This is a genomic window from Winogradskyella sp. HB-48 (assembly GCF_049942685.1).
Lineage (GTDB): Bacteria > Bacteroidota > Bacteroidia > Flavobacteriales > Flavobacteriaceae > Winogradskyella.
Genome location: NZ_CP187934.1, coordinates 1,078,349 through 1,103,257 on the forward strand (window position 1 = coordinate 1,078,349; position 24,909 = coordinate 1,103,257).

A 24,909-nucleotide genomic window follows, 5' to 3' on the forward strand; every position below is an offset into this window, starting at 1 on the left:
CTAAATAACCTCAAACAACTTACCAGGCAAAGGCCTCACCACACCTTTTAATTCCATATTAAGCAAAATACCTGCTAACTTAAATGTTGGAATTCCGCAATCAAACGCTATAACGTCTAATAGTTCCTTGTCATTTTCCTTTAAGTAATTGTAAATCGTCTTTTCGTCAGGCTCTAACTCTACAAAAAGCTGCTTTTGCACTACTGGTTTGGTTGCTGAGCCTGTCGAAGCATCATTCTCTAGTTGCCAATTTAATAGATAGGGCACATCTAAAGGATCAGACAACAAATGGGCTTTCTGAAATTTTATGAGATTATTACACCCTACACTTTGGCTATCTGTTATTCTTCCTGGTACTGCAAAAACCTCTCTGTCGTAAGAATTAGCTATATCTGCAGTAACCAAGCTTCCTCCCTTCTCTGCAGATTCAATTACTATGGTTGCTTCGCTTAACCCAGCAATAATTCTGTTACGTTTTAGAAAGTTGTTTCTATCAAAGACATCCGTGCTCCAAAAGTCGGTAAAAAACCCACCATGATTTTCTACATCAGCCACATATTTTTTATGAGCTTTAGGATAGATTTGGTTTAGGCCATGTGCCAAACAACCAATGGTTTGTAGATTGTGTTTTATAGCTGCTTTTTGAGCGGTAATATCTGTTCCGTAAGCAAAACCAGAGACAATGACAGGATTATAGGGCGATAATGCTTCAACTAATTTTTCACAAAAGGCGATGCCATTAGTTGTTATTTTTCGTGTTCCAACAATGCTAATTATGTGCTTTTTATTTAAATTAATTTTCCCAGATTGGAACAATACTAGTGGTCCATCAATACAATGTTTTAACTTTTCAGGATAAGTATCTTCAGTAAAATAATGAGCCTTTATGTTGTTGTCTTTAATGAATTGCAATTCGTTTTCAGCTTCTTCAACATGAATAGCATCAAAAAGGCCTTCAATAGTTATTGTACCAATACCATCAATCCTCAGAAGATTTGCTTTTTTCTCTTTTAAAACAGCTTCTGCAGAACCACAATGATTAATTAATTTTTTAGCAGTAGTTGCTCCAATTTTTGGCACATGCTGAAGCGCTAAAGCATAAATTAAATCTTGTTCAGTCATTTAAAATATTGGTTTTCAAACCTACAAGAAACTAAATTTTTCTGATGTTAATAACTAAACTAGCTTAAACTTTTTTCACTTTTAAAAATTTTTAACTTTGTTTCTTATGCAGTTAGAAACTTACATTAGCGACCTTTTATACCGATACGATTGTGTTACTGTGCCTCAGCTAGGTGCTTTCTTAACCAATCGTGTTTCGGCAAAAGTGCACAACTCTACACACACGTTTTATCCGCCAAAAAAAGTATTGTCTTTTAATGAGCAATTACAGAATAATGACGGATTATTAGCCAACTATATTGCTGAAGTAGAAAAAGTACCTTATGCTACTGCTAATGATAAGATTTCTAAACAAGTAAAGGCCATAAAATCTTACCTTGTTGAAGGAGAAACCATTCAGTTTGAAAACATTGGTGAGCTGGTTTTAAATACGGAAGGAAAAATTGTATTCAACCCATCAAGTCATATCAATTACTTAACAGACTCTTTTGGTTTATCGCACTTTACGTCACAAGATATTAAGCGTGAGGTTTACAAAAAAGAAGCTGAAAGCATTGAAGAGGCCGCACCTATTGCCTTTACTCCAGAAAAGCGTTCTAATAACAACTGGTTAAAATATGCTGCGGCAGCTGTAATTATTTTAGGTTTAAGTGGTTTTGGTGCTTTTAAGTACTATAATAATACCATTGAAAACCACAACCAATTAGCACAAGAAGAAGCGAATGCACAACTTGACGCTAAAGTACAGGAAGCAACTTTTGTTATTAGCAATCCACTACCTGCTGCTACACTCTCTATAGAAAAACAAACAGGTAATTATCATATTGTAGCTGGCGCTTTTAGAGTTGAAGCCAATTCTGATAAAAAAGTAGATCAGCTTAGAGAGATGGGTTACAAAGCCAGAAAGATTGGCAAAAACCGTTATGGGTTGCACGAAGTAGTTTATGCAAGTTTTGAAACCAGAGTTGAAGCGCATAAAGCACTATATAAAATCCGTCGAGAGCATAACAAAGATGCTTGGCTACTCATTAAGAAATTAGATTAACCTTTTCTTATCCTTTTATTTATACAAATCAACATATCTTTGCACAAATTTTAAGAATTTATGCAACCTAGAACCGCATTTCAGTCTAAAACTGTTGTTACAGACCTTGTTTTACCAAGTGAAACTAACCCATTAAATAATCTTTTTGGAGGTGAATTATTAGCTCGAATGGATAGAGCAGCGAGTATTTCTGCTAGGCGACATTCAAGAAGAGTTGCGGTAACCGCCTCAGTAAATCACGTGGCTTTTAACCGTTCTATCCCTTTAGGAAGTGTAGTTACTGTAGAGGCTAAAGTATCTCGTGCTTTTACAACCTCAATGGAAGTGTATTTGGATGTTTGGATTGAAGATAGGGAAACAGGAGAAAGTATAAAAGCTAACGAAGCTATATATACCTTTGTTGCAGTAGATGAAACTGGGAGACCTGTAAAAGTTCCCGAATTAATACCAGAAACTGAACTAGAAAAAGAGCGTTATGATGCAGCGCTTAGAAGAAAGCAATTGAGCTTGGTTTTAGCTGGTAAAATGAAGCCTTCTGACGCTACAGAATTAAAGGCCATTTTTGAGTAATAGATTCTGAATCAAGTTCAGAATGACAAAGTTGGTTTTGAAAAGTAAAAATTGTCATGCTGAATTTATTTCAGCATCTTTATTTTAATAAAAATAAACCTTTTCTAAAACTATTAGTCTTATGATCAATCAAATTTATTAATGATGAGATTTTTAGTTTATACCCTAGTTTTTGTATTTTCCTTAAGTTTAAGTTCTTGTGCAAGACGCGTCGTTGTGGCTCAACCAGCATCAGTAACAATAGTTAAGAAATTGCCTAGGCAATATAAAGTTGTAAGAGTAAAAGGGAAGCGTTACTATTATTTTAATGGCAACCATTACCGAAAAACAAGAAGTGGATTTGTATTGGTAAAAGTTTAATTCTTAACCAGCCAGTATTCTGGATTTAATTTTTGATCATTCTTAAACAATCTAAAATCTAGCAGACTTTCTCCAGTAACTTTACTAGTAAATACTTTGCCAATGACTTGTCCTGTAGATATTTTATCACCAGGTTTTACAAATACTTTAGAAAGGTTGTAGTAAATAGTAACATAATTACCATGCCGAACCATGATGCCTGGGTTTGCATTTTTCACGACAATAATTTTAGACACTTCACCATTAAAAATAGCCTTAACATCCGCATCAGTTGTTGTTGCTATTTTAATACCAGAATTATTTACCTCTACCGTGTTATCAGTTAAAGATCTTGTTTTACCAAACTTACCTTTAACTATTCCTCGTTCAACTGGCCAACCTAGTCTTCCTTTATTAGATTCAAAACTTTCCCCAACAATCTTATCGGCTGGAGTTAATACAAACTTTCCTGTAGATGTTTTCTTACCAGCTTTTTCATTAGAAGCCGCAATAGCTTCTCTAATTAATCTATTTATTTCCTTATCCAGTCGATCAGCTTCTTGTCTTTTTTGTTTTATCTGAGCTGAAAATTTACCCATATCAGCTTTGATGATAGCCATTAATTTTTCGTGCTCTTTAAGCTCTTTTTCAAGTTCAGCCTTTGCAATTCTATTTTCCTGAATTAACTTGTCTTTATCCGCTTTTTGTTTAGACAGTTGAAGATTTAACTCTTGCAATTCTTTAGTCTTAGTTTTAATAGCTTCACCTTGTTCTTTCTGGTAATTAGCATATTGCCTAATGTATTGTAGTCGCTTGTAGGCTTGCTTAAAATTATTTGAAGACAACAAGAACATTACTTTACTTTGTTCTGACTTACTCTTGTATGATTTAACAATCATGGCAGCATAATCATCCTTTAATTCTTGTAACTGCGCTCTGAGACTTGTGATTTCTTGCTGATTTGTATTTATTTCTCTTGTAAGTAAGTTGGCTTGTTCGTTAGTAATCCTTATAAGGTTTTGTCTACGTCGAACTTTATAATTGAGGTCCTCAATAAGTGTGATTTCAGATCTTTCTTCTTTCTTTTTGCCCAAAAGAAAAGCTTGAAATTGTTTTATTTCTTTTAGTATCTGTTGGCGTTGTTCTTCAAGCTTTTTTTGCTTATCGCTTTGAGCTAACAAAGACATTGAGGATAATAGACATCCTGTAAATAAAATTATATATAATCGCTTATTCATTTAACCTTACTTAATAACTATTTCTTTATATCCTGCTGGAATATTAAATGGAAATCTAACATCCTCATTTAGTGTTAATGACTTAAACTCCATAGTGATAGCAACCTCATCAGAATCTTCAACGGCAATGATTCTAATATCTTTAGGAAGTATCTGTTTTTCAACTTCTTGGTAGGATTTGTAATCTACTTGAAGGATACGCTTTTTTAACTGTTGAAACAATTGTAGACTGTCCATTTTAAAATGGGATGGATTAATTAAATAAAACAATTCCAACAACGCATTTTGATCTTTAGGTTGAAGCGCATAAGAATTCTCATTTACAGAAACCGTGTACTGTTGATCTTTTAAGTCAAAAATCGCCTGGCCCAACAAAATATTCTGAACTTTATAGAAATCTAAATCCACACCTGCAAAATCGCTCAACAATTTATAATCTCCATCAAAATATTCATTGTCTAATTTGTTATAAAAGCGTACTTTTTCTGGTGTAATCATCATACGAGCTAAACCAAGCTTGGCACTTAACCAAATCACCTTATCCTTTTCTATTCTTAAGTTAAAAGTTGAACCTTGTTCATTTTGATTTTGAGTAATATCAATTTTAACCTTCCCTTGAAGAGTTTTAAAATCAGCATCGCTTTTTTGATGTTGCTTTATCACTTGCTTAGCAGAAAGTTTATCACTTGCCCTACCTGAATCAATAACACTTTTTGTGGATTTGCAACTTAACACAAACAATAGGACTGCAAAAGCAAATGCGATTCTGAATATATGTTGTTTTATATGCTTTAGTTTTTTCATTTTCTATTATGAGATTCCTGCTTCACTTCGACTTGCTTTGCAAGGTGCTCTCGATAAAATATCTTTTATCTCAACCAATGCTCAGTGACTAAAGCAGGAATGTTATTGTTGAGCTTTTAGGTCTCTAGCCTTTTTAGCAAACGTTTCAGACTTACTATTATTATTGAGGCCTTTGTAGGCTATGCTTAATTCTGAATAAAAGTCAGACTCCATTTTAGGGTTTTCAATTAGGTAATCCATTCCTATTTCTAAATTATCAATTGCTTTTTTAAAGTTGCCTAGTTTATTGTTAGCAACACCATTAACCAAATACAAAATTGGTTGAGCTGGATATAACTCCAAAGCTGCTTCACTATCTCTTATAACTGCATTGTAATCTTCAATGTCCAATTGTAATAACAGTACATCCTTAATCAACTTAAAGTCATTTGGGTCTTTTTTTAAGGCTTCTTTAAAGTTTTCTAATGCTTTTACTTTATCCCCAGATTTTAAATAGTACTGACCTAAATCGCTATGGGTTTGAGCGTCTTTATTATCATCAACTAAAGCTGTAATGTCAATTAAGTCGCTTTCATACTCTGGGTTTTTAGCAACAAAACCCACAAAATCTTTTAGAACTTTTGCTTTGGCTTCTGCATTTATTTCTGGACTTGTTAAGGCTATTTTTACAGAGTTAATGGCATCCTCAACTTTGCCGTCTTGTAAATAGAACTTATACAATGCTAGATGCACAAACTTTGAATCTGGTTTGATTTTTAAAAGATTTTCAGCTGCTTTATATGCCTTTTTTCTGTCGCCTGTCTGACTATATCTGTAAATGAGTTTAAGGTGGTTTTCCTCATTATTTGGATTGTTGGCAACACGTTGCTCCAAATTTTCAATGCGGTCGTCTGCATTGCCTGTGATGCTGTAAATTTCATTACGCATAGCATCTCTTGCTTCGCTAACACCTAATTCTTCATCTAATTCATCTAAAAGACCAAGCGCTTGTTTATAGCGTTTTTCCCTAATGTACAAGGCTGCCAAGTCTTCCTTGTAATCCGGATGATATTTTACTAACTGTTTAATGGTCTTAATGGCATTGTCTATATCATCTTGCTGAAAATACACGTCGTACAACTCGTCTAAAAACCACTCGTTGTCTGGCTGCATGCTAATTGCTTTTTTTAAGTTATCTTCAGCTGCACCAAAGTTTTTAAGCTTATTGTAATTTTTACCAAGCTCAAAATAGACGACAGGCTTTTTAGAATCTAGATTAAGGCATTTATGAAGTGCTTCAACTGCTCTTTCATAGTTTTCAATACCTTTTTGTTTTAAGGCTTCAAAAAAATGCTCTTGAAATTCGTCTTCAACATTGCCTAAGTCATCATCTGGTCGTTTGTTGAAATTAACTTGAGCCATAGCAAAACCGGATACTAAAAATAGTACGAGTAGAAGTTTTGTTATGTGTTGTTTAAGTTTCATATTTAGATTCTACGATTTGGCTTCGACAAGCTCAGCCTGACAACTGCTTGATTTCAAAAGTTATTCCAAACTTGTTTGTATATGGTTTAGTTTTGGGAATAGTTCTGTCGAACTATCCAGTAGTAAACCAAAATTAGCAAATATGCAGGAATTTACGATTAGGAAATTCAGCCGTTATTGCGCTTAAACGTTGTTGTAGTGCGTTTTTATTTAAAGATTATTTTCAATTCATTGGTTTTAAATGGTTTGCCTTCAATTCCATATACTGTTCTACAATTTCCTTTGACTAAAATATTCGGATTTTCAAATAGATAACTTTTGTCTATTTTATCCTTTATCTTCAAATCAGGTATTTCAAATATTATTTCGTTTTCCGATTCGGAAATTGTTCCAAAGAGCTTTTTTTCAAATGGCTTTTCCTTTGTTATGGTAAACTCATCAATATATTGACTATCGTCTCCTGTTAAACTTGGTCCTTCAACGAAAGTTTTTTTTAATTCTTGATGAAATCCAAGTTGTTCGCCTTTTGATAAAAATGAAACCTCAATGTTATTCAGGTTTTTATAAATTTTGATAGTTTTTTCCGCTTCGATTGGTACAATTCGAATAGTCAATTCAAAGTTGTCATTTAGTTGATAGGTTTCTTTGTCAAATTCCAAATACAGATTGGTGTTTTCAAAATCGTTTTTTGAACAACTGAATCCTAAAATTGAAATCAGAAATATTATTAAGGTGTTCTTCATTTTCAAAATGTACTACAACTATGGATAATGAGATTCTTGCTTTGCTCCTACGCTAAAGCTTCGAGCGGCACGCGGACGCAGTAATGTTATTCCATTACCGTATAATCTCCAATACTAATTTTGGTAAACTCACCATTATAGGTAACGTGGTTACCAATCATAGCTTCATCTAAATTAGCGTTTTTAATAGTGGTCTGATTCTGTATTAAGCTATTTTTAACGGTTGAATTTTCAATAACACAATCTTTGCCTATAGAAACGTTTGGGCCAACCGTAGCGTTCTTTAAAACCGTTCCTTTTGCAATGAAACACGGTTCAATGATTTTTGAATTCTCTAAAACGACAGAATCGTCAACTAATTGCTCTTCGCCATCTGCTTTTAAGAAACCTAACATTTTGGCATTGGTTTCTAAGGTTATGTTTTTATTTCCGCAATCCATCCATTCATCAACCGTACCTGTTTTGAAGACTTTACCATCTGCCATCATACGCTTTATACCATCGTTGATTTGGTATTCGCCACCATTCATAACGTTTTCATCTAAAACTTCTTGAAGCTTTGCTTTTAAAACGGCAATATCTTTAAAGTAATAAATACCTATAACCGCTTGATCGCTTACAAATGTCTTTGGCTTTTCTACTAGTTCTATAATTTCTTCGTTTTCATTTAATTTAACAACGCCATAAGCCTCTGGATTATCGACTCGCTTTGTCCAAATCACGCTATCTGCACTTGGGTCTAAATCAAATTCAGCTCTAATCAAGGTATCTGCATAAGCAATTACTGCAGGACCTGAAAGAGACGGTTTAGCACTCATAATAGCGTGGCCAGTTCCCAAAGGTTGGTCTTGTCTGTAGATAGATGCTTTTGCTCCTAAATCTTCTGCTAATTCCGTTAAGCTCTCCACAACATCATCTCCAAAAAATGCTGGGTCTCCAAGGACAAAAGCGACTTCTTCAATGGGTTGCTTTAATACTTTTGCAATGTCTTTTACCAAACGATGCACGATGGGTTGACCTGCAACCGGTATTAATGGTTTTGGTACTGTTAAACTATGTGGTCTAAGACGAGAGCCTCGACCTGCCATGGGTACTATTATTTTCATAAGCCTATCCTAAATCCTTTCCAGAGGAAAGGACTTTTATATTTTAATTAATTTTTTATTCTACTTCTATTGTTTTCCCCTTTGGGGAATTAAATGGGCCTTTTATTTAGTCCCTGTACTTCCAAAGCCTCCTTCTCCTCTATCGGTTTCAGAAAGTTCTTCGACTTCTATCCATTCTGCACGTTCGTGTTTGGCGATTACCAATTGTGCAATGCGCTCTCCGTTTTGGATGGTAAACTCTTCATTGGAAAGATTGACTAAAATCACTCCTATTTCGCCTCTATAATCAGCATCTACAGTTCCTGGTGCGTTTAATACTGTAATTCCTTTTTTTGCTGCCAAGCCACTTCTTGGTCTGACTTGTGCTTCGTAGCCAATAGGTAATTCTATAAATAAGCCTGTACCTACTATTGTACGTTCTAGAGGTTTAAGTATTCTATCTTCAGTAAGATTGGCTCTCAAGTCCATTCCGGCTGAAGCTATAGTTTCGTAATGCGGTAAGCTATGGTTAGATTTATTTATAATTTTAATTTTCATACGTTTTAATTTCTGATTCCAATAAATTGATAATAGACTGCATTTCGTCCCTTAAAACTGGGCCTTCTTCAAAAATACCTGCCATATAATTGTAAATATAAACTATCATGTTTTTGTACTTGTCGGATTCTATTAATTGAATAAGGTTGTTTTTAAATTCCATCTGTTCCTCTTTGGAACTTTGTTTAACATTAAAAAATAAATTAAAATTCAATTTGTAATTATCTAATTGAAATGGATAGACATTTTGTTGGACAAATCCCATAGTATTGGTTTCTTCTTCTTTATAGTCATTTATCAAATCTTGAAACCTTGCAATTTTTAGTTTTAAAGAATCGTTCGAAACCAATTCTATCTTACCAGAATTAATAACTGAATTATAAATTCCTTGAAAAGGATCAAAAGTATAATTGTTATTGATCGTTCTATTCAAACTTCTTAAACTGTCTAATGAAAGTTCCCAATGATTGACATTTGCCATGGTTTCAATAGCTTTTTTACGATTTAGGTGAAATTCATAGGCCTTATCAAATTTCTTTAGGTTAACAATAAATTCTTGTTTTAAACTATTTAAAACCTTTAGTTCTTCTCTCTTAAGCTCCCTATTGTTATTCCATGTATTGACCTGCAATGCCAATAAAATACCTACCATTACAAGAATGATCTCGCCAATGGCATACTTGAGATAGCGTCCCATTTTATCCTCAATCAGCAGTTGCTTTCTTATTTTATTAAATAGATTAATCATTCATTATCGCTTTATAAGCTGTTTTAATTCTCTTCTTTCTAAAAATAAAATACCAAGTAAGAATATGAGTATAAGCAATATGCTAAGGTAATAGTTGCCTCTTAGATGTTCAAAAGAAATATAGGATAGTGCCATAGCAAAAACTATATAAAGCAAAATTCTTGAAACTTGATAAGGGACTTTATAGTGTTTTTGTCCTAAAACATAAGACGTTATCGTCATTATAGAATATGCTACTAATGTAGTCCATGCAGCTGCTATGAAGCCATATTTTGGTAACAAAATTACATTTAGCACAATAGTAATAACAGCTCCTACAATTGAAAAGTACATTCCGAATCGTGTTTTGTCTGTGAGCTTGTACCATATTGCTAGATTAAAATAAATCCCTAAAAACAAATTAGCCAATAAGACAATTGGTACAATGTCTAAAGCCACCCAATAGGCTTCATCTCGAACAATCAACGATTTAAAAACATCAATAAACCCAACAATGAATAATAACATTAATGTACCACAAATGACAAAGTATTTCATGATTAAGGCATAGGTGTTTTTTGCGTTTTTCTCTTTGGCATGATTAAAAAAGAAGGGCTCTGCCCCAAGTCTAAATGCTTGAATAAAAATCGTCATAAACACTGCTAATTTATAGCAACCAGCATAAGCACCGTTTATGTCTTTTCCTAATACATCTGGAATTAGCCACTTATCAAAATTCTCGTTAATGACATATGCTAACCCAGCGATCATTATGGGTAAACTGTAATTCAGCATTTGCTTAAATATTGTTTTATCAAAAACCCATTTCGTTTTTAAAAAGTAAGGCAGCAACAGCACTATTGTAACTGCACTTGCAGCAAGATTTGCAATGAAAATATACTTTACTAAATCTGTTTTATCGTATCCTGAAAACTCGATATTAAACTTAGGAATTGCCCAAAGAAAAAAGAAGTTTAATAGCACATATATAACTATGTTACTTAACTTGATGAAAGTAAACTTTAAAGGTTTTCCTGTTGCTCTTAGATAAGCAAATGGTGCCACTACTAAGGTGTCTAAAACCAACACTCCTATTAAGTAATTGAAATAGTCTAAACGAAGATTTACAAATTCTGCTAACTGTTGATTAAAAATCATTACAACTGCAAACACAAACAATGTAGAGATCAACAAGCTTATTAAGGTAGTAGAATACACTTTGCTTTGCTCTTTTTGCTTACTGAAAAATCTAAAAAAAGCAGTCTCCATACCATATGTTAGCAAAACATTAAAGAAAGCTGCATACACATAGAAATAGGTGTTATCGGAATAGCTAGCGGTATCTAATGTATCTGTGTGTAATGGCACAAGAATAAAATTCATGAGTCTAGGCAACACTGTTGCTAAACCATAAATTATTGTGTCTTTAAAAAAGGTTTTGAGTACACTCAAGGAATTTAATTTGCGCTAAATGTATAAGTTATCATCATTTTATAAAAGTGTTAATCTATTCTCTTGTTAAATAAAAAGGAAGGTGAGAAATATCATTTATTCCTTTTAGTTTTTTATGAAGATATGCTCCGTCTTTCTTATAAGTAACAATACATTGGTCTTCATCTAGCTCTTTATAAAAATTTACTGCCTTTTGTGTAGTATCAATATTTTGATTTGTATTCACATAAAATCTTCCTATATAATATTTAATTTTTGATTTTTTTGGATACCATGTAGTTAGTTTAGTAGACCTGTTCTTAAAATAAACACTATCAAGCTCAATTCCTTCTGGATTGTATTTAATTGGGATTAATAAGTCAAATCCTTTGTACTCTTCATCTTCAGAAATCCAATATTGATAGGTAACATCGTAAGTAAATGTTTTTGATATATCTATTTTCGCCTTACTATTTTTGTTTAATCCACAAGAAATAAAAATTACAAATATTGAAAACAGGACCAATTTTGAGAAGTTCATGAAACTCTGTCTTTTAAAAACTTAAAAGTAATAAAAAAGCCTTACTAAAAGTAAGGCTTTGATTTGTTTATCCCATTTTAGTTGTCCTCCGATTCATCATCTAGAGTTGCCATGCTGTTTGAACTACTTCTAGAGTAAATAGATGGCGGTCCATTTTCATAATATGTACCCGCTACTTCATTTAGGGAAATTATTTTATGATACTTTGTCTGTCCATTTTCTAAATAGCTTATGACACATTCGTCATCTTTAAGATCAAACAGATAATCTGCTGGCTTTTCAGCTTTTTGAAATGTATAATTTCTTGATGGGTTTTTTAATACCGCAGTGTACTTATTTCCACTTTTAACAAGTTTTCCTTTTAAATTTCTAAAGTAAACCTCATTTAAAACTACACCGTCATTAATATTAGAAACTGGGACAAAAACATTAATTCCAGTACCTCCAACTTTAATGCCTGCATACCATTCCTGAAACACAACAGGCTTTATGGTAAAGGGTGTTTGTTGTACAAAATTGGTCGTAGCTACCTTAGGGCTAGCACATTGAAAAAAAGAAGACAATGTACAAGTAAAAACGATGGCATATATCGCCTTTTTTAGATTCTTCATTATAAGTAGGTTAAGATTTGGTAAAGCAATATATATGAAAATATTTTAATATATCGTTGATTTTAGTATATAATCGATGAAATACGTATATATGTAGGATTAATATTAAAAAAGCCAGCTATAATAGCTGGCTTTAAATTTTCAGAAAATATATTCTAATTAATTATTCAATGCTTCCGCACCACCAACAATCTCTAATATTTCATTTGTGATTGCTGCTTGCCTTGCTTTATTGTAAGTTAATTTTAGCTGATCTCTAAGCTCTTTAGCATTATCTGTCGCTTTGTGCATAGCTGTCATACGTGCACCATGCTCAGATGCAAAAGAGTCTCTAATTCCCTTGTATAGTTGGGTCTTAAGGGACTTAGGAATCAATGTCTCAACTATTTCTTGCTTACCTGGTTCAAAGATATAGTCTAAGTTAACATTAGCATTATTCTCAACAGGGACAATCGGTAAAAATTGTTCTGTTATAACGGCTTGCGTTGCAGCATTTTTAAAGTGATTATATACCAACTCTACTTTATCATACTCACCTTCAACAAACTTATCCATTATCATTTGGGCAATGGCTGCTACGTTATCAAACGTTAGATCGTCGAAAACTTCGCTTTTATTAGCAATGATATTAGACTTCTTTTTAAAAGCGTCATTTACTTTTTTACCTATGGCAAGAATTGATACATCTTTACCAGCATAGGTTTCAGACAATAATACGTTAACTTGCTTAATGATGTTAGAGTTAAAAGCACCTGCTAAACCTCTGTTAGAAGAAATAGCGACTATAAGTACTTTATTAACTTCACGTTGCTCAGCAAATTTACTTCCGCTATCAGCATCTAAAGTAGCGCTTAAGCTTTGAAGCAATTCCGTTAACTTATTAGAATAAGGACGCATTGCAGTAATAGCATCTTGAGCTTTTTTCAATTTAGCAGCCGATACCATTTTCATAGCACTGGTAATCTGCATCGTTGAAGATACCGAAGATATTCTATTACGTATTTCTTTTAAGTTTGCCATTTTCTCTTTTTTGTCATTCTGAATTTAGTTCAGAATCTTTATAAACCTAAATTTGAGATCCTGAAACAACACTTCGACAAGCTCAGCGTGACAGTTTCAGGATGACAATTATTATAATTAAGCTGTGAACTTAGCAGAAAGGTCTTTTGCCACTTTAGTTAAAGTATCTATTACCTCGTCTGTTAATTTACCTGCTTTTAATGTATCTAAAGTATCTCTATGCTTAGCATTTAAGTACTCTATATAATCTCTTTCAAACTCTTTTACTTTCTCTACCGGTACGTTTCTTAATAAGTTCTTAGAACCAGCATAGATAATTGCTACCTGATCTTCTACAGTGTAAGGATCGTTTTGAGCTTGCTTTAAGATCTCTACGTTACGCTTACCTTTTTCAATTACGTTTAATGTAGCTGCATCAAGGTCAGAACCAAACTTAGCGAATGCCTCTAACTCACGGAACTGTGCTTGGTCAAGTTTTAATGTACCAGCTACTTTCTTCATAGATTTAATCTGCGCGTTACCACCAACTCGGGATACCGAAATACCTACGTTAATTGCTGGACGCACACCAGAGTTAAATAAATCACCATCTAAGAAGATTTGCCCATCTGTAATAGAAATTACGTTTGTTGGTATATATGCAGATACGTCTCCAGCTTGTGTTTCAATTATTGGTAAAGCGGTTAATGAACCTCCACCTTTTACTATTGGCTTTAAAGAATCAGGAAGATCATTCATTTCTTTTGCGATAGTATCATTGTTAATGATCTTAGCTGAACGCTCTAGTAACCTTGAATGTAAGTAGAATACGTCTCCAGGATACGCCTCACGTCCTGGTGGACGGCGCAATAATAATGATATTTCACGATAAGCAACCGCTTGCTTAGATAAATCATCATATATAATTAATGCAGGGCGACCGGTATCTCTAAAATACTCGCCAATTGCAGCACCAGCCATTGGTGCATAAACTTGCATTGCTGCAGGATCTGAAGCATTTGCAGCTACAATAGTTGTGTAAGCAAGTGCTCCTTTTTCTTCTAATACATTAGCAATGTTTGCTACGGTAGAAGCTTTTTGACCTACGGCTACATATATACAGTATACAGGCTCACCTGCATCGTAAAATTCTTTTTGATTTAAAATAGTATCAACACAAACCGTAGTTTTACCGGTTTGTCTATCTCCAATTACCAACTCTCGCTGTCCACGACCAACAGGAATCATTGCATCAATAGACTTAATACCTGTTTGTAATGGTTCAGTTACTGGCTCACGATAAATAACACCTGGTGCTTTTCGCTCTAATGGCATTTGGTAAGTTGTACCTGTGATTGGTCCCTTACCGTCAATTGGGTTACCAAGCGTATCAACAACACGCCCAACAATACCTTCACCTACATTAATAGAAGCTATACGTCCAGTTCGTTTTACCGTAGAACCTTCTGATACTACTTTAGAGTGCCCTAATAATACAATACCGACATTATCTTCTTCAAGGTTCAATACAATTCCTTCTAATCCATTTTCGAATTCTACTAACTCACCATATTGAGCATTAGATAATCCGTATGCACGTACAATACCATCACCAACAGTTAATACTGTCCCTACTTCGTTTAATGAAGCACCTGCTTCAAAACCTGAAAGTTGTTGTTTTAAGATTGCTGATATTTCAGCTGGTTTTACTTCTGCCATTTTATTTATTATTTAATGCTCACTTCGACTACGCTCAGTGACCACATAAATTTAGTTTAATGTAAATTCTCTTTTTAAATTATTTAGTTTGTTAGCAATGCTTGCATCATATTGCAAATCGCCAACTCTTAGGATAAAGCCACCTAGAATAGATTCATCAACTATGTTTTCTATTTCAGTGGTTTTTCCTGTAAGTTCTTTTACTTTAGCTAACACTTTTTCTTCTAATTTCTTAGTTAATGGTGTTGCCGAAGTTACCTTAGCTATTTGTGTGTCCCTTAACTGATCAAATAATTGAGTGTATTTGTTAGCAACATCCCCCAATAATGCTATACGTTTATTTACAATTAAGGTATCTATTAAGTTTGTTGTAGCGGCATTTACATTTTTAAACACCGATGTTAATACTGCTTTTTTGTCTGCAGATCTAACAATAGGATTTACCAAAACTGCATTTAACTCACTGCTTTCTGCAATAGCATTTGCAATTTGCTTCATATCATTATTAACAGCATCAGCCACCTTGTTGTCGGTAGCCAAACTCAATACTGCTTTTGCATAACGTATTGCTGCTCTAGACTCTGCCATCTATAATTAGTTTAAAGTGGTTTCACCTAACATATCTTCAACAAGTTTTAACTGCTTGTCTTTGTTAGATAACTCTTCGCGTACAACTTTTTCTGCAATCTCGATAGATAAACCAGCCACATGGCTTTTTAATTCTGCCATTGCTGCTTTCTTTTCAGTTTCGATTGCAGCTTGAGCTTGCTCTATCATTTTACCAGCTTTGTCTTGCGCCTCATTAGTTGCATCAGAAATGATCTTGTCTTTCATCTCTCTAGCTTCTTTTAAAAGTGCCTCTCTCTCAATACGCGCTTCTTTTAATAAACGCTCGTTATCTGCGTTTAGGTTTTCCATTTCCTTTTTAGCATTCTCAGCTGCATCTAATGCACTTTTAATACCTTCTTCTCTGTCGTTTAAAGAGTTAAGAATTGGCTTCCACGCAAACTTCACCATTAAAAATATTAATAGTAAAAGTAGCCCTGTTTGAATTACAAATAGACCTATTGAAAAATCTTCAAAAATTCCCATTATTTACTTTTTTTAAAACCTTTTTACAATTCTGTTTAATTAAAACAGAACGTGCAACCAACCGTTGCAGGTTCTGTTTTTCTCTTTAATTAACCTTTTCCTAAGATTAATGCACCAAATGCTAATCCTTCTAATAATGCAGCAACAATAATCATTGCTGTTTGGATTTTTCCAGATGCTTCAGGTTGACGTGCAATTCCTTCTACTGATTTACCACCGATCTGTCCAAGACCAATACCAGCTCCGATTACAACTAAACCTGCTCCAATTAAATTGTACATAATAATTGATTTATATAATTAAACAAACTCTTTATATTAATGATGCTCATGTTCCTCTACCGCCATACCAATGAATAATGCCGAAAGCATTGTAAAAATGTATGCCTGAAGAAAAGCAACTAAAACTTCAATTAATGTGATTAATATTGACAATACTAATGATAATCCTGTAGCCCCAACAACACCTAAATCTTTTTTCAAAACAAACATTATAGCTATCAAACTCATGACTACAATATGTCCAGCAGTTATATTAGCAAACAAACGAACCAACAGAGAAAATGGTTTTATTAAAAACGCGCCCGCCAGTTCAATTATAGCAAGTATAGGTTTAACAAATACAGGTATCCCATCCATCCATAGCATATGTTTCCAGTAATGCTTATTACCACTCACAGTGTATATTACTAGTGTAAATATTGCAAGACAAGCTGTAACTGCCAATTGACCTGTAACATTAAACCCAAATGGTGTTAATCCTAACAAATTTAACATCCAGATAAAGAAGAAAACAGTTAGTAAGTAACCTGTAAATCTTCTGTAGTGTTTGTCACCAATATTTGGTTTTGCAATTTCATCACGCACATAAATCACAAGCGGCTCCAATACCCTCCCAAAACCTGTTGGGATACTTTTGTTTTTATATTGCCTTGCTAATCTAGAGAACCACAACAACATTAAAAGACCGATAATTAAAATACCGAAAACACTCTTGGTAATAGAAAAATCTAAAACTTTGTGAGCGTTTGTTGGATGGTGATGGCCATCAAAATTAACTGTAGTTGCGCCTTCTTCTAATTCGTAAATTTTACTGTGAATTTTAACAAATCTAGAATCGTTTTTTTCTACTATAACTTCTCCTGAATCATCATGATGAAATGCAGAAGACATGAATGTTGTTAATCCGTTTTCTCCCCAAACAATTACAGGTAGTGGAAAACCTATATGCTTTCTTTCACCATTGCTAGTATAAGAAAACAAATGGAAATCATGGGAATCCTGAATGTGATGCTTTATATATGCATCAACTTCATCCTTAGTGTCAACTTGTCCTCCGTCTTGTGATTTTACAGGATCACTAGCGTAACTGAAAAATGTTGTTAACGCTAATGCAATCAGTAAGTAAGATTTGATAGGTTTGTTTGCTATCTTCATTTTTTTCTTTTGAAAAATATTACTCTAGATAAATTCGGCGCAAAAGTACATAATTTATTAACAATTAAACCAATTTTATTGAGATAAATTAGAAAGAAGTTTTGTTGAGGATTTTAGCCACAAAAAACACCTCAATAATTAAGAAGATTGCCATAGGGACAATTAGTGCAATTCGCTGAGCAGTAGTTAGGTCTACAGTAAACACATATTTGTAAAAAACAGCTGCAAAAACCACTATTTTAAGAATTATCGTACCAAGATAAATAAAGCCTAATTGCTCTTTAATTTTGTTGATAACACTTCCTATTTTAAACAGACAACATATTCCTAAGGAAAAAAGCACAAAGAACAAGTATACTTTTTTTAAGGAAAATGGAAGAAAAATGTTTTTTTCTTGAATAAAATTGTTGTGGAAAAAATAGGCCAATAAACCAACAAAACAAAAAACAATAATGTAAATAATAAGATTTTTAACCATCAATCCTTTGAAACTTTTATAACTTGAGCTATAACCATGTACATAGATGCAAAAACTGCAAACAGAGTGATTATTGGCTCATATTTATCAGAATTGTATTTTGAATCTAACCAAACACCTAGAAGATTCCCTGCATAAATAGTTAAGCCCATTTGTAGTGCAACACCAGTAAACCTTAAAAATTTATTGTGTTTACCCTTGTTGTCTTTGGGTGATTTGTTCTGGCTGTTTTGGTTTTGCTGGTTCATTAGATAATGCTTTTACAGTGCCCTTCATACTACAAGTTGCATTAAATGTTGCTCCTGGCTCTACAGCTAATTTGCTAGTATGTACCTCGCCTTCAATGTGCGCAGTAGATTTTAAAGACAATGTGCCTGACAAAATTAATTTTCCGGAGAATTTACCTTCAAAGTCTGCATTTTCACCTTGAAGGGTTCCTTTAATAAAACCCGATTTACCTATCACTACTTTGCCCGAAGTCTTTACGTTACCTTCAACCGTTCCGTCTATTCTAAACGGTCCTTCACTAGCTATATCACCTACAATTTTGGTGCCTTGAGCTATAATGTTTTGTTGTGTACTTGTTTCCATACTAATTTCTTGTTTAGATTTTTTATTGTCCGAGGAAAACATTGTTGATTTGGTTTTAATTTACTCTAGTTTCAGGTATGCGTTTAAGTTTTTATGGCGTTGAATAATAGCATAATTAGGTGACGAAATAGCAAAATACTCTTTCGTAATTTTAGGTTTTACCGGTCTGCCTCTACTATCTTTTTCATCAGATTGCAATAATTGCGCAAAACCACTAGCGCCTTGTATACTTGTAAGACCGTGTACCACTACAAAAACTGTATTTACATCATAAATATCTTTTGACGTTGTAAGGTCGAAATATTTTATTTTTTTATCGATCTCTTCGTTAAGGGTTTTTATAAAAGCATCTATGTCTTCTTCAGTATCTTTTTCAAATTGGTATACTACATTAAAGTGAGTAGCTTCGTCATCTTTTATAAATTCTTTTTTAGCCAAAACAGGTATGGCATTTTGAAGTAGCTCTTGCGCTTTTTTACCCTCATCTGTATTAGGGTAGGTTAAAGCAATGTAATCTATTCCCTTTTTATATTCCTCAAACCCGTAAAGGCGTCCTTTTGCTGAAGCTTTTAAAATTTCAAACTTAGGCAAGAAGTCATCTCCTTCTAAACGCTTAATTTGCTTTTCTGCCTCCGCAACAACCTCAGCATACTCTTGGTTTTCAAACTGCTTATAAAGATTTGTATAGATGAATCCTGGGCTATTCTCGTCTTTAGACAGCTCTGATTGTGGGTTTAGTAAGATTTCAGCATATCGTGAGTCTGGATAATTAGTTACAATATCAGACTTCATTGCTTCTGCCTTTCTTGTAAGGCCTAGCTCTGCATAAATCTTATACAAATTGTATTTTGAAGGTAATATAAGTCGCTCTTCTGGTGAATTTTGTAAAAGGTCTTCAAACCTAGATTTAGACAATGAAAGTTCTTGAAATTTTTCTCTATAGATGATTCCTAATTGGTAATAGGCAAAATTTCTTTCTTTGGCAATACTATCGATAGCTGTTTGTTCTTTAGGTAATGACGCAATATAGGTCTCTGGATTGTACTGATCTTCTTTACCTGTGATAGATGTAATATTTTCCGTTTTGCCTATATTTTTTATTCCTGCTTTTTCGTTAGACAATCTCCAATTATCCTGAAGCTTTCGATCTCCCCAAATTTTTAAAAACTCATTTTTTCCATAAGCAACTGTTGTAGAGTTATAAAAATAAAAACTACTCGTATTACCACTTCCTTTTGTTGCAAACTCTCCAGGCAACCCTCTTGGGCTTAGGTTGGGTTTTGAGTTTTTGTCTTTTGAAGCATTTAACGCCATGTTTTGTCTCGATTCCTGCTTCTTTAACTCTTCTTCCTTTCGTTGTTCTTCTTCAAGCGCTTTTTCTTTTAATTCCTCAGCGTACTTTGAATAAATGGCTAACTGTTCTTCTTTGGGCAAACTAACCATGCGAAGAATACTATCATTAACCTGAGCCACACCCTCATAATAAATAACATCATCTAAGTTTTCTCGTTTTCGTTTTAAAATTCTATAAGGCTTAGTGTTTGGCGTCATTGCCGTTAGTGTGCTATCGTAATAAGCTCCTGCTGTCTTGTACACATTGCGATCAAAATACATATTCCCTACAGTCTCATAATTGAGTGCTCTTAGGTACTTGTCGGATGTTATTTTTCTCAATGATTTATTATAGTAAGCTTCTGCTAAGCTATCTGAAGCTTTATTACGATGAAATTCGGCAATTCGGAAGTAAATTTTGTCTAAAAAAGGTCTATTTTCTCTAGTTTCCTCTAGTTCCATTAGATATTCCAAGAACTCTACCTCATCACCTTCAGTTTCATCAAAATTATAGGATTTTTCAAGGTGTGCATTGATGTAAAATGCTCTAGGAATTTGTCTGTGCATGTCTATAATGGCATCAAACTCCATATTGGCACTATCCTTTTCTTTGAACTCGTTATAAAGCTGTCCTCTTATAAAATGGAAACGTGCTTTTTCACTCTTTACTTTGGTGTTTTCTGCCGCAATGCCTAGCAATGGTATAGCACTGTCTTTTGCCTTAATATTAATATAAGCCTGAGCTAAAGTCGCTGTGGCATCTGCTAAATCTTGACCTTCTATCTCTTCTTCATCAAGTAAACGTTTTAACTTTTTTATGGCACCTTCATTATTATCTAAACGCATGTTAGATTTTTCTCGCCAAATTTTTACCTGATTAATCTTATCGCTTGTAGGATATTTGTTTAAAATATTATTGAAAGCCGCTAGTGCTGGCACAAATCTCTGGTCGTAATAGCGCGCTTTTCCTAATAATAAATAAGCTTCGTCAATTTGTGGATTCTTCTCTTTACCACCAATATTCATCCCGTGCTTCTGAATAGCTTTTATGGCCTTTTCTTCTGCGCGTTCAAAATCTGCATTTTTAGATTCTCCTGGCAGGAATATATCCTCACTTACTTGCATGCGCTCTACGGGTAGTAGTTCCCAAAAATTTTCAGTATAGGCATCATTGACAGCTAGTTTTCCTCTTTCTAAGGAAATATTTCCGTTATACAGGATATTATATTCGGTGCCTAAGGCATGGAAATTTCTGTTTATGAAGGTGTCTTTTTTCCTTGAGCAATTTTGGGCAATAATTACCAATAGAAAAAGAGATAATATGTGCTTAATCTTAAATTTCAACGTTGGTTCTATTTGATTAATAGATAACTAAACTTTAGCACTTTTAGTGTGCTAAGTGGTAAAAATAAGCATCTTTTTGAATTTTTGATGTTATTCCCTCTTTTTTCGAGAAAAGACAAAGCCTAGCTAAACAAAAAAGCCTGTGGATTTTTGAATCTTCACAGGCTTTTTAAAATTGATTGATTGGGTAAATTATTCCTCTTCTTTAATAGCCATACTACCAGAAAAATGAGCTTCTAATTCCTTTAAGGTCGTAGGGTTAGTTTCTAAATCTTTTACAATATTCCCTTTTTCTAAAACCACGATGCGCTCACATACATCTGTAACGTGCATTAAATCGTGACTAGACACCAAAATAGTAACGCCTTGTTTCTGGGCTAAATCTTTAAGAATTTGCTTTAAACGTATTTGCGTTGTAGGGTCTAAATTGGCAAACGGCTCGTCTAAAATGATAATTTCTGGATTTCCTATAAGTGCGGCAACTATGCCTGCTTTCTTTTGGTTTCCTTTACTTAGATCGCGAAGGTATTTTTTCTTTCCTATGATTTCACCATTGAAAAAATCTTCAAACTGTGAGGTTAAAGCATCAACATCGGCCTTGTTTTGTCCACGTAAGTCTCCTATAAAATAAAAGTATTCTTCTGGTGTAAGGTAGCCTATAAGAAAACTTTCGTCTATAAATGCAGACGTAAAGGGTTTCCAATCTTCACTTTTATCAACTACAACATCGTTACTTATAATGCTCCCTGTTGTTGGCTTTATTAAATCTAACAACAAACTGAAATACGTTGTTTTACCTGCTCCGTTATTACCTACCAAACCAAAGCTTTGACCTTTTGGGATGGTTAATTCTTTTATATTTAAAACGGTGGTTCCGTTATATGCTTTTGAAAGGTCTTTAGTATATATCATGATAATAGATGAATTGTAAATTAGTTATCTTGACTAAAAGCGTCAATCATTTTATATTTTGAATCCAAGTAACGTTGCGTGATGGATTTCATGAGTTTTTTGTGAAATAGTATCCCTGCAACACCCAATAAAATAAGCAATGCAATACCGGCTTCAAAACCGACTAACCAGTTCATTATTGCGAAAATGCCCATTGGTAGAATCATTAATGGCAAACCTATAATCCATTGCACAGCTCCTGTGCCTTGATAATTAAAAGCAGCTCGTTGATTAAGGTCTATTTTCTTTCTATTGAACGAGCCTCCATACAACATGACGTGTGAGTTAACCCCAATATTGTATATAGCAGCTGCGAAATGGGCAATTAATATTTTCCAGCCAAAATAGACATAGGGTATGCTCAACACAAACATAATACCTACGCTCAGTATCATTAAAACAAACTTAGATCTTAGATATTGCTCATATTTAATGTTCTGACTCATTAACATTTTATAGTATCCGCTATCCCATGCAGGAATAAATTGTCCAAAGTTTATTAAGAAGATTCCCGTAACAAAAATTCCAATGAAAGGGAATAACCAAACCATATCTCTATATATTGGTTGTGGATAGAAAAACAAACCATAAACAAGTCCTATGACCATTATAAACACTGATGACTTGGTACGTTTATTTCGCCAAATTAATTTTAAATCGAGTTGCATGAATGGTGCAATATCACCAAATCGCTTAGTCCACGACAAATCTGCGGCTTTAACTTCTGTAACCTTAGATTCTAATCCACTATCCAAGAATAGCTTCTCTCTTAATATTTTAAAATTGAAAGCATAACACAGCAACAATAATGCTATTGGGATTACGATTAAAATTGGATTATTGGAAATTGCCATAAAAGCGTTTCCTACCAAGGAAGTCATGGAGACAATACCAAAATATTCCAATCCGTAAAGCACGCCAACCGTTGCCAATATTGGTAAAAGTGGAAGGTCGGTTTTAGATGATAGTGCTTCTATTATAAAGTTTAAGAAGTTAACAACCAGCACTACAACAATTAAAGCAAGCATCCATGGTAAAATCTGAGAGGTTTCATAACCATCTCTAATAAGCATTATACTAAATGGAATAATGGCAAAAAGTGGCAAAAAGTTAAAAAACGAAAATGCCGATTTACCTAGTACAAAGTGCACAATGGTTGAGCGTTTTATTGGTAAGGTCAGTAATGGTTTCACACTCATAACAGGTAACTTTTGTAAAAAGAAACGCATCATTAGATCGGCAAGAAGCCAATAGAATAAAAATCCGTTAGCTATTACAAATGGGTCTTGATCTGGATAGGCTTTCTTTAAGATAAAAAGCAAGCCAAATCCTAAACCTAAAAAGATGACAATAAAGTAAAGCGCAAAAAAGACAAGAAGAATATTTAATGCCATACTCTTTTGCCAATAAGACGAACGGAAATATTGTTTCCACTCTAAATTGAGAAAGTGCTTTATCATAAGCTTGTGGTTAGTTTTTTCTATTAGTAAACTTAAACGTTAATTTGTTACAAACAAATTTAACTTTGCAGATTTGCTTCCTTATTTTTGCAAAAAACCATAGCCAATGGCACAATTTCATACTCTAAATATAAAATCCGTTGATAAAGTTACCGAGCATTCTGTAGCGATATCTTTTGAAGTTCCTGAAACTCTTAAATCTAATTTTGCTTTTAAAGCTGGACAATACATCACACTAAAAACCTCAATTAATAGTGAGGAAATAAGACGTGATTACTCTATTTGTGCATCAAAAAACAGTGGCGACTTAACAGTCGCTGTAAAATCGGTTGATGGTGGTACATTTTCTGTTTATGCCAATACGGAGCTAAAAGCAGGAGATACTATTGAGGTTGCTGAGCCTAATGGTCGCTTTGTCTTTGAACCAAATGAAGCTAAAACCAGAACCATTGCTGCTTTTGCTGCTGGTAGTGGTATTACACCTGTTTTAAGCATTGCTAAAACACTTTTGGAAGAAGAACCATTTAGTAATTTTATTTTGGTTTATGGAAATAAGTCTTCTAAAGACACAATGTTTTTTGCCGATTTATTAGAGATGCAAGCCAAATATGGTAATCGTTTTCATGTACATTATATATATAGCCAATCTCGTGAAGAAGGTGCTTTATTAGGTAGAATAGAAAAAAGCACTGTTAATCTAATGGTTAAAAACAAGTATCAAGGTGTAAACATTGAGGCTTTTTATTTGTGCGGACCAGAAGCTATGATTCATACTGTAAAAGACACTTTAATTGAAAATGGCATTAAAGAAAAGTCTATCTTCTTTGAGCTATTTACAGCACCTGTTGTTGCTGAAAATGGAAATTCGGTTGAAGATTTATCTGGTAACACCAAAATAAAAGTCTTGGTAGATGACGAAGAGTTTGAATTTGAAATGTCTAAGGAACAAACCATTCTTGAAGCGACTTTAAAACAAGATATTGACGCTCCATATTCCTGCCAAGGTGGAATTTGCAGCAGCTGTATTGCGCGCTTGACGGAAGGTGAAGCTAAGATGAGACAAAATAATATTTTAACAGATAGTGAAGTTGCACAAGGATTAGTTTTAACCTGCCAAGCGCATCCTACATCTGCAACTATTGTTGTGGATTATGATGATGTGTAAAGCCCATCCCTAACCCTTCCCAGAGAGGAGGGAATAAGTCAATTTTGTCACTTCGGGTGATTTT

General features: G+C 33.8%; 27 protein-coding genes. 4 read left to right on the plus strand and 23 right to left on the minus strand.

Translation table 11 applies throughout. The features are described from left to right. A complete protein-coding gene (dprA, locus tag ACPX19_RS04765; protein ID WP_426431815.1) occupies positions 1 to 1,122 on the minus strand; it encodes a DNA-processing protein DprA in 1,122 nt (373 codons plus the stop codon). A 106-nt stretch (positions 1,123 to 1,228) separates the two neighbouring features. Between dprA and ACPX19_RS04770 the strand changes: the two genes are divergently transcribed. The 3 genes from ACPX19_RS04770 to ACPX19_RS04780 all read left to right on the plus strand — a co-directional run bounded on the left by ACPX19_RS04770 (position 1,229) and on the right by ACPX19_RS04780 (position 3,097). Then, on the plus strand, positions 1,229 to 2,167 hold the full coding sequence (locus tag ACPX19_RS04770; protein WP_426431816.1) for an SPOR domain-containing protein: 939 nt from the start codon (positions 1,229 to 1,231) through the stop codon (positions 2,165 to 2,167). 60 nt (positions 2,168 to 2,227) lie between these two features. After that, a complete protein-coding gene (locus ACPX19_RS04775) occupies positions 2,228 to 2,737 on the plus strand; it encodes an acyl-CoA thioesterase (protein WP_426431817.1) in 510 nt (169 codons plus the stop codon). A gap of 141 nt (positions 2,738 to 2,878) precedes the next feature. Then, positions 2,879 to 3,097, plus strand: coding sequence for a DUF6515 family protein (locus tag ACPX19_RS04780; RefSeq protein WP_426431818.1), 219 nt, complete (start codon positions 2,879 to 2,881; stop codon positions 3,095 to 3,097). On the opposite strand, the gene ACPX19_RS04785 is transcribed toward ACPX19_RS04780, so the two are convergent. The 22 genes from ACPX19_RS04785 to ACPX19_RS04890 form a co-directional block, all read right to left on the minus strand. Further along, positions 3,094 to 4,314, minus strand: a complete 1,221-nt coding sequence (locus ACPX19_RS04785; protein ID WP_426431819.1) for a murein hydrolase activator EnvC family protein — start codon at positions 4,312 to 4,314, stop codon at positions 3,094 to 3,096. The two genes, ACPX19_RS04780 and ACPX19_RS04785, sit on opposite strands and share 4 nt — an antisense overlap. Positions 4,315 to 4,320: 6 nt before the next feature. Continuing rightward, positions 4,321 to 5,118 carry a DUF4292 domain-containing protein gene (locus ACPX19_RS04790; RefSeq protein ID WP_426431820.1) on the minus strand — a complete coding sequence of 266 codons (798 nt, stop codon included), beginning with the start codon at positions 5,116 to 5,118 and terminating at the stop codon, positions 4,321 to 4,323. 102 nt (positions 5,119 to 5,220) lie between these two features. Further along, a complete protein-coding gene (locus tag ACPX19_RS04795; protein WP_426431821.1) occupies positions 5,221 to 6,582 on the minus strand; it encodes a tetratricopeptide repeat protein in 1,362 nt (453 codons plus the stop codon). Between the two features lie 206 nt (positions 6,583 to 6,788). Beyond that, positions 6,789 to 7,241, minus strand: coding sequence for a hypothetical protein (locus ACPX19_RS04800; RefSeq protein WP_426431822.1), 453 nt, complete (start codon positions 7,239 to 7,241; stop codon positions 6,789 to 6,791). 170 nt (positions 7,242 to 7,411) lie between these two features. Next, complete coding sequence (locus ACPX19_RS04805; RefSeq protein WP_426431823.1) at positions 7,412 to 8,431, minus strand: sugar phosphate nucleotidyltransferase; 1,020 nt, start codon at positions 8,429 to 8,431, stop codon at positions 7,412 to 7,414. Between the two features lie 102 nt (positions 8,432 to 8,533). Further along, positions 8,534 to 8,968, minus strand: coding sequence for a dUTP diphosphatase (gene dut, locus ACPX19_RS04810; protein WP_426431825.1), 435 nt, complete (start codon positions 8,966 to 8,968; stop codon positions 8,534 to 8,536). After that, positions 8,958 to 9,716 (minus strand): DUF6090 family protein, encoded by a 759-nt coding sequence (locus tag ACPX19_RS04815; protein ID WP_426431826.1) that lies wholly within the window; start codon positions 9,714 to 9,716, stop codon positions 8,958 to 8,960. The genes dut and ACPX19_RS04815 overlap by 11 nt, the downstream gene beginning before the upstream one ends. Before the next feature lie 3 nt (positions 9,717 to 9,719). Continuing rightward, on the minus strand, positions 9,720 to 11,147 hold the full coding sequence (locus ACPX19_RS04820; protein WP_426431827.1) for a lipopolysaccharide biosynthesis protein: 1,428 nt from the start codon (positions 11,145 to 11,147) through the stop codon (positions 9,720 to 9,722). Positions 11,148 to 11,202: 55 nt separating this feature from the next. After that, the gene (locus ACPX19_RS04825; protein ID WP_426431829.1) at positions 11,203 to 11,667 is read right to left on the minus strand and encodes a hypothetical protein; all 465 of its coding nucleotides are present in this window, start codon (positions 11,665 to 11,667) and stop codon (positions 11,203 to 11,205) included. A 77-nt stretch (positions 11,668 to 11,744) separates the two neighbouring features. After that, the gene (locus ACPX19_RS04830) at positions 11,745 to 12,278 is read right to left on the minus strand and encodes a hypothetical protein (RefSeq protein ID WP_426431830.1); all 534 of its coding nucleotides are present in this window, start codon (positions 12,276 to 12,278) and stop codon (positions 11,745 to 11,747) included. A gap of 159 nt (positions 12,279 to 12,437) precedes the next feature. After that, complete coding sequence (atpG, locus tag ACPX19_RS04835) at positions 12,438 to 13,298, minus strand: ATP synthase F1 subunit gamma (protein WP_426431831.1); 861 nt, start codon at positions 13,296 to 13,298, stop codon at positions 12,438 to 12,440. A 117-nt stretch (positions 13,299 to 13,415) separates the two neighbouring features. Next, positions 13,416 to 14,996, minus strand: coding sequence for a F0F1 ATP synthase subunit alpha (gene atpA / locus ACPX19_RS04840; RefSeq protein ID WP_426431832.1), 1,581 nt, complete (start codon positions 14,994 to 14,996; stop codon positions 13,416 to 13,418). A gap of 51 nt (positions 14,997 to 15,047) precedes the next feature. Then, complete coding sequence (gene atpH, locus ACPX19_RS04845) at positions 15,048 to 15,584, minus strand: ATP synthase F1 subunit delta (protein WP_426431833.1); 537 nt, start codon at positions 15,582 to 15,584, stop codon at positions 15,048 to 15,050. 6 nt (positions 15,585 to 15,590) lie between these two features. Beyond that, on the minus strand, positions 15,591 to 16,088 hold the full coding sequence (locus tag ACPX19_RS04850) for a F0F1 ATP synthase subunit B (RefSeq protein WP_426431834.1): 498 nt from the start codon (positions 16,086 to 16,088) through the stop codon (positions 15,591 to 15,593). 89 nt (positions 16,089 to 16,177) lie between these two features. Continuing rightward, complete coding sequence (gene atpE, locus ACPX19_RS04855) at positions 16,178 to 16,369, minus strand: ATP synthase F0 subunit C (protein ID WP_426431835.1); 192 nt, start codon at positions 16,367 to 16,369, stop codon at positions 16,178 to 16,180. A gap of 36 nt (positions 16,370 to 16,405) precedes the next feature. Then, complete coding sequence (gene atpB, locus ACPX19_RS04860) at positions 16,406 to 17,524, minus strand: F0F1 ATP synthase subunit A (RefSeq protein WP_426431836.1); 1,119 nt, start codon at positions 17,522 to 17,524, stop codon at positions 16,406 to 16,408. Positions 17,525 to 17,612: 88 nt separating this feature from the next. Then, positions 17,613 to 18,002: a DUF6168 family protein gene (locus tag ACPX19_RS04865; protein WP_426431837.1), complete on the minus strand. Its 390-nt coding sequence runs from the start codon at positions 18,000 to 18,002 to the stop codon at positions 17,613 to 17,615. Continuing rightward, a complete protein-coding gene (locus ACPX19_RS04870; RefSeq protein ID WP_426431838.1) occupies positions 18,002 to 18,250 on the minus strand; it encodes an AtpZ/AtpI family protein in 249 nt (82 codons plus the stop codon). The genes ACPX19_RS04865 and ACPX19_RS04870 overlap by 1 nt, the downstream gene beginning before the upstream one ends. Further along, complete coding sequence (locus tag ACPX19_RS04875; protein ID WP_426431839.1) at positions 18,195 to 18,635, minus strand: bactofilin family protein; 441 nt, start codon at positions 18,633 to 18,635, stop codon at positions 18,195 to 18,197. Before ACPX19_RS04875 ends, ACPX19_RS04870 begins: the two co-directional genes overlap by 56 nt. A gap of 18 nt (positions 18,636 to 18,653) precedes the next feature. Beyond that, positions 18,654 to 21,269, minus strand: coding sequence for a tetratricopeptide repeat protein (locus tag ACPX19_RS04880; protein WP_426431840.1), 2,616 nt, complete (start codon positions 21,267 to 21,269; stop codon positions 18,654 to 18,656). A gap of 192 nt (positions 21,270 to 21,461) precedes the next feature. Next, entirely contained in the window at positions 21,462 to 22,181 is a 720-nt protein-coding gene (locus ACPX19_RS04885; protein WP_426431841.1) for an ABC transporter ATP-binding protein, read from the minus strand. Positions 22,182 to 22,201: 20 nt separating this feature from the next. Further along, positions 22,202 to 23,680: a DUF5687 family protein gene (locus ACPX19_RS04890; RefSeq protein ID WP_426431843.1), complete on the minus strand. Its 1,479-nt coding sequence runs from the start codon at positions 23,678 to 23,680 to the stop codon at positions 22,202 to 22,204. Between the two features lie 106 nt (positions 23,681 to 23,786). Here ACPX19_RS04890 and ACPX19_RS04895 point away from each other — a divergent pair, with 106 nt between their 5' ends. Then, positions 23,787 to 24,845 carry a 2Fe-2S iron-sulfur cluster-binding protein gene (locus ACPX19_RS04895; RefSeq protein WP_426431844.1) on the plus strand — a complete coding sequence of 353 codons (1,059 nt, stop codon included), beginning with the start codon at positions 23,787 to 23,789 and terminating at the stop codon, positions 24,843 to 24,845. The last annotated feature ends 64 nt before the right edge of the window (positions 24,846 to 24,909 follow it).